The 13,819-nt window shown below is 61.1% G+C and carries 13 protein-coding genes; 8 read left to right on the forward strand and 5 right to left on the reverse strand.

The window, feature by feature from the left end:
* Positions 1–55: 55 nt before the first annotated feature.
* Positions 56–823, reverse strand: a complete 768-nt coding sequence (locus tag OSJ75_RS06065; RefSeq protein ID WP_250016715.1) for a DeoR/GlpR family DNA-binding transcription regulator — start codon at positions 821–823, stop codon at positions 56–58.
* Between the two features lie 360 nt (positions 824–1,183).
* Here OSJ75_RS06065 and OSJ75_RS06070 point away from each other — a divergent pair, with 360 nt between their 5' ends.
* The 6 genes from OSJ75_RS06070 (at position 1,184) to ppa (ending at position 9,448) form a co-directional block, all read left to right on the forward strand.
* Entirely contained in the window at positions 1,184–2,071 is an 888-nt protein-coding gene (locus OSJ75_RS06070; protein ID WP_267227252.1) for a choline/ethanolamine kinase family protein, read from the forward strand.
* A gap of 40 nt (positions 2,072–2,111) precedes the next feature.
* Positions 2,112–4,553: a GcvT family protein gene (locus OSJ75_RS06075; RefSeq protein ID WP_267227253.1), complete on the forward strand. Its 2,442-nt coding sequence runs from the start codon at positions 2,112–2,114 to the stop codon at positions 4,551–4,553.
* Positions 4,554–4,756: 203 nt separating this feature from the next.
* Positions 4,757–6,130, forward strand: coding sequence for a magnesium transporter (gene mgtE, locus OSJ75_RS06080; protein WP_267227254.1), 1,374 nt, complete (start codon positions 4,757–4,759; stop codon positions 6,128–6,130).
* A 128-nt stretch (positions 6,131–6,258) separates the two neighbouring features.
* The gene (gene typA / locus OSJ75_RS06085; RefSeq protein ID WP_250016707.1) at positions 6,259–8,088 is read left to right on the forward strand and encodes a translational GTPase TypA; all 1,830 of its coding nucleotides are present in this window, start codon (positions 6,259–6,261) and stop codon (positions 8,086–8,088) included.
* Positions 8,089–8,207: 119 nt separating this feature from the next.
* The gene (locus OSJ75_RS06090; protein ID WP_267227255.1) at positions 8,208–8,714 is read left to right on the forward strand and encodes a GNAT family N-acetyltransferase; all 507 of its coding nucleotides are present in this window, start codon (positions 8,208–8,210) and stop codon (positions 8,712–8,714) included.
* A gap of 191 nt (positions 8,715–8,905) precedes the next feature.
* Positions 8,906–9,448, forward strand: coding sequence for an inorganic diphosphatase (gene ppa / locus OSJ75_RS06095; RefSeq protein ID WP_250016703.1), 543 nt, complete (start codon positions 8,906–8,908; stop codon positions 9,446–9,448).
* Between the two features lie 69 nt (positions 9,449–9,517).
* On the opposite strand, the gene OSJ75_RS06100 is transcribed toward ppa, so the two are convergent.
* A complete protein-coding gene (locus OSJ75_RS06100; RefSeq protein ID WP_267227256.1) occupies positions 9,518–9,832 on the reverse strand; it encodes a DUF167 family protein in 315 nt (104 codons plus the stop codon).
* Positions 9,833–10,123, reverse strand: a complete 291-nt coding sequence (locus OSJ75_RS06105; protein WP_250016699.1) for a YggT family protein — start codon at positions 10,121–10,123, stop codon at positions 9,833–9,835.
* Between the two features lie 278 nt (positions 10,124–10,401).
* Here OSJ75_RS06105 and aqpZ point away from each other — a divergent pair, with 278 nt between their 5' ends.
* Both aqpZ and OSJ75_RS06115 read left to right on the forward strand, forming a co-directional pair.
* Positions 10,402–11,088 (forward strand): aquaporin Z, encoded by a 687-nt coding sequence (aqpZ, locus tag OSJ75_RS06110; protein ID WP_267227257.1) that lies wholly within the window; start codon positions 10,402–10,404, stop codon positions 11,086–11,088.
* Between the two features lie 141 nt (positions 11,089–11,229).
* The gene (locus OSJ75_RS06115) at positions 11,230–12,471 is read left to right on the forward strand and encodes an MFS transporter (protein ID WP_416362523.1); all 1,242 of its coding nucleotides are present in this window, start codon (positions 11,230–11,232) and stop codon (positions 12,469–12,471) included.
* 10 nt (positions 12,472–12,481) lie between these two features.
* Here OSJ75_RS06115 and OSJ75_RS06120 read toward each other — a convergent pair whose 3' ends face one another.
* Together OSJ75_RS06120 and OSJ75_RS06125 are read right to left on the reverse strand one after the other, a co-directional pair.
* Positions 12,482–13,243: a glutamine amidotransferase gene (locus tag OSJ75_RS06120; RefSeq protein WP_267227258.1), complete on the reverse strand. Its 762-nt coding sequence runs from the start codon at positions 13,241–13,243 to the stop codon at positions 12,482–12,484.
* A 12-nt stretch (positions 13,244–13,255) separates the two neighbouring features.
* On the reverse strand, positions 13,256–13,732 hold the full coding sequence (locus OSJ75_RS06125) for a TerB family tellurite resistance protein (protein ID WP_250017205.1): 477 nt from the start codon (positions 13,730–13,732) through the stop codon (positions 13,256–13,258).
* Positions 13,733–13,819 lie beyond the last annotated feature (87 nt).

Below are 13,819 nucleotides of genomic sequence, written 5' to 3' on the forward strand. Positions count from 1 at the left end.
CGAACTCCCCCGATGCTAGAAGGCTCCCGCCGTGCCGCCAATCCGTTTCTTGCCGTCAGGCGCGTGCAGGCGCGATGTGAACCGATACGCCGGCAGCCTTCAGCGCCTGCGCCAGTTCCGCCGGCGGCTCCCGCTCGGTGACGAGTTCATCGACGCCGCCCAGGCCGCACACCTGAACCAGGCCCCGCCGGCCAAATTTGGTCCCGTCCGTGACCGCGAGCTTGCGGGCCCCGCGCGACAGAACTGTCCGCGCAAATTCCGCTTCCTCGAGATCGTAGTCCATGATGCCGCCCTGCCTATCGATGGCGCCGACCGAGATGACGGCGTGGTCCACATGGAACCGGCCGACGAATTCCAGCGCCAGCACGCCGAAGGCCGCGCCATTGTCGCTGCGCAATTCGCCGCCCGCCATGAACACCTTGTTGCCGTTCATGGTGGCAAGCGTGCGGGCAACATCGGAAGAATTGGTGACGACGGTAAGGTTGCGGTGCTGCAAAAGCTCGCGCGCCAGGAAGCTCGTTGTGGTTCCCGTGTCCAGCATGATCGAGTCGCCATCATGAATAGTGGCAGCAACGAACTGCGCGATGCTTCGTTTGGCCGCCGCATTCTCGCGCATGCGCGCCTCGAAGGGCGCCTCGCCAAGGTGCTGCGGCAGGCCCACCGCGCCATGGGTCCGCACGATCGCACCCTCATCGACGAGCGGCTTCACGTCCCGCCGGATCGTCTCCAGCGACACGCCGAGCCTATCGGCAAGACCGGAGATCGACAGGGCGCCATGCTCCTGCACAAGCTTTTTGATCTCACCGCGCCTTTTGGATGCCATTGACCGAATCCTGACCGTTTATGACTATAATGACCTTAATTACCACAGGATCATAGCAAAAGCGGTGCAAAAACCACATTATACCTCATATTTCTGTTGACAATACATTCTTCTTGGCAGACCATCGGATCATAAAATGAAGCGTGGTTCGACAGGCTCATCATGAGGGGAAGTTTCCGGTAAAACCAAAAAGACCTTGATCCGGATGCACGAACTATCAATGCCATAGACACCGCCATTGTTCCGTGGAGAGCTCACAACCTCATGAAACGAATGCGTTGCTCATGGTGAGTCTGCCGAACCACGCTGCCCCGCCCGCTTTATATGCGACAGGCAATGTATCCGGGCTCGGGTGAGATCATGCCCGAAGCCACAGCGCACAGCCGGATTGCCTCCTTGCCGCTTTGGCAAGGCAAGCTGCATGTGTCGGCGCTGAAGGGCGGCATCAGCAATGAGAGCTATCTGGTGGAGGACGCGACGGGCAGGTATGTCGTGCGTTTCGGCCAGGACTACCCCTTCCACCACGTCTCGCGCCACCGCGAAGCGATGATCACGCAAGCCGCGCATCGTGCGGGCTTTGCGCCAAGGCTCTGCCACTCCGGCGATGGCGTCATGGTCAGCGAATATCTCGGCGCCAAAACCTGGGAAGCCACCGATGTGCGCGCGAACATCGAACGCGTCGCCAGCCTGATCCGCGATTTCCACCATACCATGCCGGAGCATATCGAGGGCCCGGGATTCATGTTCTGGGTGTTCCATACGATACGTGACTATTCCCGTACGCTGATCGCCGGCAAAAGCCGCCTCGCCGATCAATTGCCCGAATTCCTGCGGGTCGCAGCGGAGCTTGAGGCGGCGCAGAAGCCGCTGCCCATCGTCTTCGGCCATAATGACCTTCTGCCGGCGAACATCCTTGAGGATGCCCGGCGGCTCTGGCTGATCGATTTCGAATATGCCGGCTTTTCCACCGCCATGTTCGACCTCGCGGGCCTTGCATCCAATGCCGGTTTCGACGATGCGGAATCGGAAGCGCTGCTCAGTGCCTATTTCCAGGCGCCGCCAGACCCGGAACTGAGGCGCGCCCACGCCGCCATGCAATGCGCGTCGCTGCTGCGCGAGGTGATGTGGAGCCTGGTTTCCGAACTGTACCTGAACGCCCCCGGCGTCGACTACGCTGCCTATACCGACCAGAATCTCGACCGCTATCACGCTGCGCTGGCGCGATTTCGAATGAACCACACATCCTGATCTCTACCGGATCGATCCCTGTACAATGACGGAAAACAACATGAGCCTGCCCTCCCACGCGGAAATCATTGTCATCGGTGGCGGCATTATCGGCTGTTCCACCGCCTACCATCTGGCAAGAGACCACAAGGCCGATGTCCTGCTGCTCGAAATGGGGCAGCTGACATCCGGTTCCACCTGGCATGCTGCCGGGCTCGTCGGCCAACTGCGCTCGTCGGCGTCGATCACCCGCGTGCTCAAATATTCGGTCGATCTGTACAAGCGGCTGCATGAGGAAACAGGTCTCGAGACCGGTTGGAAGATGACCGGCTGCCTGCGGCTCGCGACCAATGATGACCGCTGGACGGAATATAAGCGGCTGGCGACCACGGCGCGCAGCTTCGGCATGGACATGGAATTGCTCTCGCCGGGCGAGGTGAAAGCCATGTGGCCGCTGCTGAACACCGACGATCTGATCGGCGCGAGCTGGCTGCCGACCGATGGGCAGGCAAGCCCTTCCGACATCACGCAATCGCTGGCGCGTGGCGCCCGCATGCACGGGGCGAGGCTCGTCGAAAACGTGCAGGTTACCGGCTTCGATCTCGTAGACGGCCGCATCGTCCGCGTCAGGACGGACAAGGGCGACATCGGCTGCGAAAAAGTGGTCAATTGCGCCGGACAGTGGGCGCGGCAGGTGGGCGCGATGGCCGGCGTGAGCGTGCCGCTGCAGCCGGTAAAGCACCAATATATCATCACGGAGAGGCTGGAAGGGCTGGCTCCTGACGCGCCCACGCTACGCGATCCGGACCGGCGCATCTATTTCAAGGAGGAGGTCGGCGGCCTCGTCATGGGCGGCTACGAGCCGAACCCTCAGGCCTGGACCATGGGCGACGTGCCCAATTACTGGCAGTTCCGCCTTTTCGACGATGATTACGATCATTTCGAACAGCACATGGTCCAGGCCATCGCCCGAGTGCCGGTATTGGCCGATGCCGGCGTCAAACAGATGGTGAATGGGCCGGAAAGCTTCACCCCCGATGGCAACTTCATCCTCGGCCGCAGCCCCGAATGCGCGAATATGTTCGTCGGGGCGGGTTTCAACGCCTTCGGCATCGCCTCGGGCGGCGGCGCAGGCTGGGTTCTCGCCCAATGGGTGGTGGATGGCGAGGCGCCGCTCGACCTCTGGACGGTAGATATTCGTCGTTTCTCCGAGCTTCACCGCGACCGCAACTGGGTGCGCGACCGCACATTGGAAGCCTATTCGAAACATTACACGATCGCCTTCCCGCACGAGGAATATGCGACCGGACGGCCCGCCATCACTTCCCCGCTCTATGAGCGGCTCAAGGCTCACGGAGCCGTCTTCGGCTCGAAACTCGGCTGGGAACGGCCGAACTGGTTTGCTCCCGACGGAACCGCGCCGGCGGACGTCTATTCCATGGGACGCCAGAACTGGTTCGATGCGGTGGGGCAGGAACATGCGCTCGTCCGGGAGGCGGTCGGCATCTTCGATCAATCCTCCTTCGCCAAATTCGAACTCGCGGGAACGGACGCCGCCCGGGCTTTGAATTTCGTCTGCGCCAACAATGTCGCCAAGCCGGCCGGACGATTGACCTACACGCAATTGCTCAACAGCCGCGGCGGGATCGAATGCGATGTCACGGTTGCGCGGCTGGCCGATGACCGGTTCTACATCGTCACCGGAACCGGGTTCCGCACCCATGATTTCACCTGGATCAAGGAACACATTCCGGCCGGCCTCGATGCAGAACTGAGCGATGTCACCGAGGAATACGGGACGCTGTCGCTCATGGGCCCCAAGGCGCGCGACGTCCTTGCCCGGCTGGTTTCGCTGCCTGTCGGCAATGACGGGTTTCCCTTTGGCAATGTCCGGCAGATCATTATCGGCGGCGTATCCGTGCGCGCCTTGCGCGTCACCTATGTCGGCGAACTCGGCTGGGAGCTGCATGCGCCGATGGCCGATCTCGGCACGCTGTTCGACGCGCTCATGGCGGCCGGCGAGGAATTCGGCATTCGCCCGGTCGGTTATCGCGCGCTTGAATCGCTGCGCCTGGAAAAGGCCTACCGGGCATGGGGCGCCGACATCACGCCCAATGATTCACCTTTCGAGGCCGGCCTTGGCTGGGCCGTGAAGCTCGGCAGCGGTGAGGAATTCATCGGGCGGGAAGCCTGCGAGACCACAAGTTCAGCGCCTTTGACGAAGCGCTTGATGACCTTCACGGTGGACGATCCCGATGTGGTACTCCTGGGGCGCGAAACCATATTGCGGAATGGCGAGCCGGTCGGCTATCTCACGAGCGGCGGTTTCGGATATACAGTCGCAAAGCCCATCGGTCTCGGCTATGTGCGCAATTCAGACGGCGTTTCCGACGAGTTTCTGTCCGCCGGGACCTACGAACTCGCGGTGGCCGGCGACCGTTTTCCGGCGACCATCCATTCAGGCGCATTGTATGATCCGCGCAATGAGGCAGTCCGCTCATGACGCAACTTGACTTTTGGTGCCTGCGGAGCCAAATGACGCCCGGGCGGCTGCATTCCGGCAACCGCTCATTTTCAACCGGGAAAAGATCCATGCCCAACGACGACAGTAGTCGATTGTTTGCGCCGTCGATGGCGACCGTGGACTGATTGAAAATCAGCTCGCTCGGTCCCCTTTGACGGCGGATCGACAGAAAGCGAGCTATAATGAACGAAATCCGTATCAACGAACGGACGGCGCGCGCCGATTTCGACCTTGCAGCACGGCTTGCCGCGATGCACGCCGCAGATGCGATCGAGCTCTTCGAAGAACTCGAACTGGACGACATCATCAATATTTTCACCGCCCTGCCACTCGATCAGGCGGTCCAGATACTTGACCAACCCGAGATGCGGCAGGCTCCGGCCGTGCTTGTCGGATTGCCGCTACACACCGCCTGCGCGATCATCGAAGCAATGTCGACGGACCGGGTGACCGACATCTTCCACGAACTCGACCCCTCGCAGAGGGCAAGACTGGTGGAGGGACTGCAGCCCGAAACCATCGCCGCGCTGCGCAACCTGCTCCGCTATCCGCCCAATACCGCCGGAAGCCTCATGACGGTCGAATATGTCAGCGTGCCGTCCGATTGGACGGTCGCGGCAACCTTGCGGCACATCAAGGAGGTGGAGCGTTCGCGCGAGACCGTCTACGCCATCTATGTGGTAGACAAGCAGACGAAGCGCCTTCTTCGCGCACTCGCCCTGCGCACCCTGATCAGCGCGGCGCCGGATATGCCGATCATGCAGGCAGGGCGCGATATCACGCCCGTGACGGTGCATCCGCTGACAGATCAGGAGGAGGTCGCCCGCCTCTTCCGGCGACACGATCTTCTGGCCGTGCCTGTCGTCAACAAGAGCGGGCGCCTGCTCGGCATCGTGACGGTCGATGACGTGATCGATGCGATGACGCAGGAGATGACCGAGGACACGCATAAGTTCGGCGGCATGGAAGCCCTCAACCGGCCCTACATGCAGATCGGCTTCCTCCAGATGATACGGAAGCGGGCCGGATGGCTCGGCGTGCTGTTCCTCAGCGAAATGCTCACCGCCAGCGCGATGCAGTATTTCGAGGTCGAACTCGAAAAGGCGGTCGTGCTGACCTTGTTCATTCCGCTGATCATGAGCTCCGGCGGCAATTCCGGCTCGCAGGCCACGTCTCTGCTCATTCGGGCACTGGCGCTCAACGACATTCGCCTGAGGGATTGGTGGAAGGTGGCCCTGCGCGAAATACCGACCGGGCTGGTGCTCGGCTCGTTTCTCGGCGCGATCGGCATTGCGCGCATCACCACCTGGCAGATGCTCGGCCTCTATGATTACGGCCCGCACTGGATACTGATCGCCGCCACCGTTGGAACCGCGCTGATCGGCATCGTCACCTTCGGCTCGCTCGCCGGTTCGATGCTGCCCTTCGTCATGCAGCGGCTGGGATTTGATCCGGCCAGTGCATCGGCGCCATTCGTGGCGACTCTCGTCGATGTTTCGGGCCTCGTTATCTATTTCAGCATAGCGCTGCTCATACTTTCGGGCACGCTTCTCTAGGCCTCGGCGATGACGGGGGCGGCAGAAAGGCACGCCGCCCCCTTTCGCAAATGCGAAAAAACATGTATGGAGCGCGCAAATGTAGAGCGGCGCTTCCGTTTAGCCCCGATATTTCCAAAGAGACACTCATGAAACTGCGCAACATCGCGATCATCGCACACGTTGACCATGGCAAAACCACGCTTGTTGACGAACTTTTGAAACAGTCCGGCAACTTCCGCGATAATCAGCGTGTCGCCGAACGCATGATGGACTCCAACGACATCGAAAAGGAGCGCGGGATCACCATTCTTGCCAAGGCGACCTCCGTCGTCTGGAAGGATGCACGCATCAACATCGTCGATACGCCCGGCCACGCCGATTTCGGCGGCGAAGTGGAGCGTATCCTCAGCATGGTCGATGGCGCGATCGTTCTCGTCGATGCTGCCGAAGGCCCGATGCCGCAGACCAAGTTCGTCGTCGGCAAGGCGCTGAAGGTCGGGCTTCGTCCCATCGTCGCCATCAACAAGATCGACCGCCCGGACGCCCGGCACGAAGAGGTCGTCAATGAGGTGTTCGACCTTTTTGCGGCGCTCGATGCTACCGATGAGCAGCTGGATTTTCCGATTCTCTACGGTTCCGGGCGCAATGGCTGGATGGCGAAGGACCCGAGCGGTCCCAAGGACCAGGGCCTTTCGGCACTGTTCGACATGGTTCTGGACCACGTACCGGAGCCGACGGTGGGCGATGGACCGTTCCGCATGATCGGCACCATCCTGGAAGCCGATCCGTTCCTTGGACGCATCATCACCGGCCGCATCCATTCCGGTACGGTCAAGTCGAACCAGCAGGTCAAGGTCCTCAGCGCCGACGGCACCCAGCTCGAGACAGGCCGTATCTCCAAGATCCTCGCCTTCCGCGGCCTCGAGCGCCAGCCGATCGATGAGGCCCATGCAGGTGACATCGTCGCCATTGCCGGCCTGCAGAAAGGCACGGTCGCCGATACTTTCTGCGCAACGGAAGTGACCGAGCCGCTGCATGCGCAGCCGATCGATCCGCCGACGGTTACCATGTCCTTCATCGTCAACGACTCGCCGCTGGCGGGTACCGAAGGCGACAAGGTGACGAGCCGCGTCATTCGCGATCGTCTCCTCAAGGAAGCTGAAGGCAATGTTGCCCTGAAGGTCGAGGAATCCGGCGACAAGGACTCCTTCTTCGTATCCGGCCGCGGCGAATTGCAGCTCGCGGTTCTCATCGAGAACATGCGCCGCGAAGGTTTCGAACTCGGCGTCTCGCGTCCGCGCGTCGTGATGCAGAAGGACGAGGACGGCAATCTTCTGGAGCCGATCGAGGAAGTCCTGATCGACGTCGATGAGGAATATTCCGGCACCGTCGTACAGAAGATGTCCGAGCGCAAGGCCGAGATGGTCGAGCTTCGCCCATCCGGCGGCAATCGCGTACGCATGGTTTTCTACGCTCCGACGCGCGGCCTGATCGGCTACCAGTCCGAGCTTCTGACGGATACCCGCGGCACCGCGATCATGAACCGTCTTTTCCGGGCCTACGAGCCCTTCAAGGGCGAGATTGCCGGCCGCAACAATGGCGTCCTCATCTCCAACGACCAGGGCGAGTCCGTCGCCTTCGCCATGTGGAACCTCGAAGATCGCGGTCCGATGGTCATCGATGCCGGCGTCAAGGTCTATGCGGGCATGATCATCGGCATCCATTCGCGCGACAATGATCTCGAAGTCAACGTGCTGAAGGGCAAGAAGCTGACCAATATCCGTGCCGCCGGCAAGGATGAGGCCGTCAAGCTTACGCCGCCGATCCGCATGACGCTCGAGCGTGCATTGTCCTGGATCCAGGATGACGAGCTGGTCGAGGTCACGCCGAAGTCCATTCGCCTGCGCAAACTCTATCTCGACTCCAACGAGCGCAAGCGCTTCGAGAAGAGCAGCAAGACTGCCGGCGCAGCTTGAACCTGAAAGGCGGTCCACGGACCGCCTTTTTTTTTCCTCCCGGTTTGCCCCTTTTTCTTCTCCACCCGGGTTCATTGCGTGTTGCGAACCGCCGGGCGGCGGGTTTATGCTCGTGGACGATGAAAACGCATGTCACCGAAATCCGGCGGGCAGCGCCTGCCGATGCCGTGGCGATCTCAGCCATCCATATGGCTGCGTGGAAGGGCGCCTATAGCGGCATCATCCCGCACAAGACCCTTAACACCATGCTGGAGCGGCGCGGTCCGGAATGGTGGCGCCGGGCGATCATGCGCTCGACGCAGATCCTGCTGGCGGATGTGGGCGGCATCGTTGCCGGCTATGCCACGCTCGGCCCGAACAGGGCGCGGCAGCTGCCGCAACGCGGCGAGATCTATGAGCTCTATGTTCGCCCCGAATATCAGGGAACCGGCATCGGCTCCCGCCTGATGGCGGCGGCCCGCCAGAATCTCGCCGGACAGGGGCTCAAGGGCACCGTTGTCTGGGCTCTGGAAGACAATGAACTCGCCATCGCCTTCTATATCGGCGCCGGCGGGCGCGACATTGCGGAAGGCGTGGAGTGTTTCGAAGGGCGCACGCTGCGGAAAGTCGCCTTTGCCTGGAGCTGAGCCCGCCTGGCAATGGCTGGGCGAGGTGAGTTGCACCACCGCGCCGCGGCTCTCGAACGCTGTCGAACGGCCTTTTCCCTAGCCTAATTCAACCACAAATCGATTCTACCCAGGCCAATAGGCGTGCAATTGTTGCGCAACCGGCCAAAAATCAGTACAGCACTTCACAAACCAACAAGGACTCCCAGACTATGCGCATTGATGCCATTCCTGTCGGCAATAATCCTCCTGAAGATGTCAACGTCATCATAGAAGTTCCTGTCGGCGGCCAGCCGATCAAATACGAGCTGGACAAGGATTCCGGTGCCCTCTTCGTCGATCGCTTCCTGCACACGCCGATGACCTATCCGGGCAATTACGGTTTCGTGCCCCATACGCTGTCCGATGACGGCGATCCCATCGACGTGCTGATCTGCAATACCCGCGCCCTGATGCCGACCAGCATCATCAATGTCCGCCCCATCGGCGTTCTCGTGATGGAGGACAACAAGGGCCAGGACGAGAAGATCATCGCCGTGCCTTCGCCGCACCTGACGCTGCGTTACGAGAAGGTGCACAATTACACGGACCTGCCGGAAATCACCCTGAAGCAGATCCAGCATTTCTTCGAGCACTACAAGGATCTCGAGCCCGGCAAGTGGGTCAAGATCGGCGATTGGGGCGATGAAGATGCGGCGCGCCAGCTTATCACCGAAGCGATCGAGCGCTACCAGGCCAAGGGCAACGACGCCTGAAACCGACGACATCGAAAATGCGGAGCGCGCCGGCTGGATCGCTCCGCATTTTTCATTGCACAGGTTCGATTAGACCAGCAGGAGCAACTTCTGCTCCAGTTCTCCGGGTTCGCCCTGCAGCCTGATTTGCTTCAGCCGCGACGTCATTCCCGCAATCACGCTGATCTCCCGTGGCGCAATCGCCAGTTCCTTCGCCAGCAACCGGATCAGGGCATCATTGGCCTTGCCGTTTTCGGGAACGGCGCGAACGCGCGCCTTCAAATGGCAACGTCCGTCCGCGGCAAGCTCCGGCCCTTCCAGACAATCGCGCGATGATTTCGGCGTCAGCCTTACAAAAAGCGTAACGCCCTGCGCGTCCTTGCGGAAGAAAGCGGCGGCCTGCACTTAAAGCAGCAGCGGGGCGATCGTCGTCCAGAGCAATTGCCGTGCGAAGAAGATCAACAGCAAGAGCACGATCGGCGAAATGTCTATACCACCGAGATCCGGCAGGAAGCGGCGGATGGGGCGCAGGACCGGCTCGGTCACGCGGTAAAGGAACTCGCCGATGGAGGCGACAAATCTGTTGCTCGAATTGATGACGTTGAATGCATAAAGCCATGAAAAGATCGCGCTGGCGATAATGATCCACGTGTAGATATCAAGGGCCAGATCGATGGTGCGAATAAGAGCGAGCATATGTTTCTCCTGAAAACCCTGGGTTATGTAGCCATTGGGCCGCTCGCGGGCAAGGGGTGACCGGAAGGACCGTCTCCGAGTGCGGCATCCGATGCGGCGAAAGGCGCTATCCAGATGCCAAGGCGCCATTTGTAACGGCCAAGTATTGAAGCCGGCAAAGCGGCATTCGGCATGTATATCCGCTGCTTTACTCCGAATATTGTTGAAATCCGCAAACCGGAATAAATTTACTCCTTGTGATTCGGTCCATCCCGGGCCGTTTTTCTAGGGGGTTTACCATGCTCAATAAGCTTTCTGCCGAATTCTTCGGTACTTTCTGGCTTGTCCTTGGTGGCTGCGGCAGTGCCGTTCTGGCCGCCGCCATACCGGATGTCGGCATTGGATATCTTGGCGTTTCACTGGCTTTCGGCCTGACCGTTCTCACCATGGCCTATGCCGTCGGCGGCATATCCGGTGGCCATTTCAATCCTGCCGTATCGCTCGGCCTGGCATTGGCCGGCCGCTTCGAGGCCAGGAACCTCATTCCCTACTGGATCGCCCAGGTCATCGGCGCGATCGCTGCCGCAGCGGTCCTCTACCTCATCGCCTCGGGCAAGGCAGGTTTTGCCCCCGGCGGCTTCGCCTCCAACGGATATGGCGAACTTTCGCCAACCGGATACGGTATGACCGCGGCACTCGTCACCGAAATCGCGCTGACGGCGTTCTTCGTGATCATCATTCTGGGAGCCACCTCGGCAACGGCGCCTGCGGGATTTGCGCCCCTTCCGATCGGCCTCGGCCTGACGCTGATCCATCTCGTATCCATCCCGGTCACCAATACTTCCGTCAATCCCGCCCGCTCCACCGGCGTCGCGCTGTTTGCCGAAACCGCTGCGCTCGGCCAGCTCTGGCTCTTCTGGGTCGCGCCGCTGGTCGGTGCCGCGATTGGCGCCATCATCTGGAAGGCGCTCCTCGGACGCGATTGATCCGACGCGGTTGCACAAGCCTGAAACGAGCCGGCCGAACCGGCTCGTTTCCATCGCCTACCGACCGGGTCACAGTTCAACTTGATCTGCCAGCCACCGAGGCCTAAGAGATAGGTCCCCCTCCAGGAGCTATCCGTCCAAATGATTCCTTCCGAAACGAGCGCTGCAACGGACCGCTATGTGGCGTTCCGCAATTCATCATTTGCTCGCTACTGGCTCGCCCGCTTCTTCGGCTCCTTTGCCATCCAGATCATCAGCGTCGCCGTCGGCTGGCAGATCTATGACCTGACGCGCGATCCTTTCCATCTCGGCATCGTCGGCCTGGTGCAGTTCGCGCCGGCGCTCCTGCTGGTGCTGATCACCGGGGCAGCCTCGGACCGCTTCGGCCGGCGCCTCATCATGGGGTTGTCGCTCGGGCTCGAAGTCATCTGCGCCTTCCTTCTCCTGCTTCTGACCATTACCGGCGAATTCAGCCCGATACCGGTTTTCGCAGTGCTCGTCGGCTTCGGCATCGGCAGGGCCTTCCTCGGACCCGCCTCAGCCTCGCTCGTGGTCAATCTCGTGCCGACGGAAATCTTCGCCAATGCGGTTTCGTGGAATTCCTCCGCATGGCAGATAGCCACCATCGTCGGCCCGGTCGCCGGCGGACTGCTTTACGGAATTTCGCCGATAGCCGCCTATGGCGTCGCCGCGGCGATGCTGACGATCGCGATGATCTCCACCTTCTCCATACCGAAGCCGGCCCAGCACAATCTGGCGGAAGACCGCTCGATGAAGACGCTTTTGGCCGGATTTCATTATATCTGGAAGGAAAAGGTCGTTCTGGGCGCCATTTCGCTCGATCTTTTCGCCGTCCTTCTCGGCGGCGCCGTTGCGCTGCTGCCGGTCTATGCGCGCGATATATTGCACCTCGGGCCCTGGGGGCTTGGCATGCTGCGCGCCGCGCCCGGGATAGGCGCGATCCTGACTGCGGTATGGCTGACGGGTCACCCGATCCGCGATCATGCCGGGCTGACGATGTTTGCTTTCGTCGCGCTGTTCGGCGTGCTGACGATCATGTTCGGTGTCTCGAACATCGGCTGGCTGTCGATCGTTCTCCTCGCTTTGATGGGCGCCGCCGACATGATCAGCGTCTATATACGCGAGACCCTGCTGCAGTTGTGGACGCCCGATCATGTTCGCGGCCGCGTCAATGCGGTGAACATGGTCTTTGTCGGCGCCTCCAACGAGCTTGGGGAGTTCCGTGCCGGCATCATGGCTTCGCTGATCGGCACCATCCCGGCCGTCGTGTTCGGCGGTGTCGGCACTGTCGCGGTTGCCGGATTGTGGGCCTACTGGTTCCCGCAATTGCGCAAGGCGCGCAACCTGCAGGGCCGCACCTGACGTCGCCGGGTCAGGACCTGGCTGTCTCCTGTCGACTGCCCTCGAGCTCGGGCTTGCCGAACACCAGCGTGAGGAAGCGTTGCAGCCAGGCCTTCAACAGGGCGTCATGGATCATCCGGCCCTCCAGATGTTGCCTTCCATGCTGCGCTCCCGACAGCGAGAACCTCTCCCAGCCGCGTACCACCCACCGCTGCATCATTGCGCGCGTCAGCTCCGCATGGAACTGCACGCCCCAGGCATTGGCACCGTAGCGAAACGCCTGGTTGGCATAGCTGTCGCCGGTTGCGAGCAGCGTGGCGCTCGCCGGCAGCGCAAAGCCTTCCCGATGGAAATGATAGACCATCGACGGCCATTCCATCAGCTCGCTGCCGGCCTCGGTGGCCCGCAGCGGATACCAGCCGATTTCGACCAGGCCCTCGGGATGGGGCGCGACCTCGCCTCCGAGATGTTTTGCCAGCATCTGCGCACCGAGGCAGATGCCGAGAAACGGCTTGTTCTCCGCCAGCGGCACTTTCAACCAATCGGTCTCGGCGTGGATGAATTCCTCGGGATCATTGGCGCTCATCGGCCCGCCGAAGATCACCGCACCGGCATGATCGGCCAAAGTCTCGGGCAGCGGGTCGCCAAGCGCCGGGCGCCTTATGTCCAGCGCGAAGCCGGCCTGGATGAGAAGCTGGCCAACCCGGCCGGCGCTGGAGCGTTCCTGATGTAGAATTGCCAGTATCTTCGGAGGGCGCAACACATCGCTATCGATCCATCCGTTCTGGAACATGCAAGTCCGGTCCTATTCGTCCTGTGCGATCTGACTGGCGCGCTCAGCCACTTTCTGCTTCATCGCAATCCGGTCGCGCGTCGAAACGCCGATCAGTTCGGCAACGCGCCAGACGACATTGTCCTCCAGCTCGTGCGCCGTGCCGTCAGCATAGACGACATCCCACATGAGCTCAATGAAGCGGATACGCGCTTTCTCGTCCAGATTGCGCTTGATGATGCTGGTGAAACTGTAGAGATCGACCGCCTCCTGATCGGCACGCTCGCCATCGTTCAGCAGGCGCTGCAATGCCTCGCCCTTCAACCCATAGGCATCGGAGATCAGCTGGGAGATGCGCTTGCGCTCTTCCCGGCCACTGTCTCCGTCGGCGTCCATGACATGGAACAGCAATGCCGCCGCCGCCAGCCGCGGATCGGAGCGCGAGAATTTCTCCTTTCCGCTTTCGCCTGAAGGGAGGGTCTTGAAGAAGGTGACGAGACGATCCAGCATCCATCCATCTTTCGTGTTCATGCAAGTTTGCTCGTTCATAACCTGCGGAATCCGCTCCCGCCATTGTGCATCTTGCCGCAAAAGCCC

This window comes from Phyllobacterium sp. 0TCS1.6A (genome assembly GCF_026420825.1).
Lineage (GTDB): Bacteria > Pseudomonadota > Alphaproteobacteria > Rhizobiales > Rhizobiaceae > Phyllobacterium.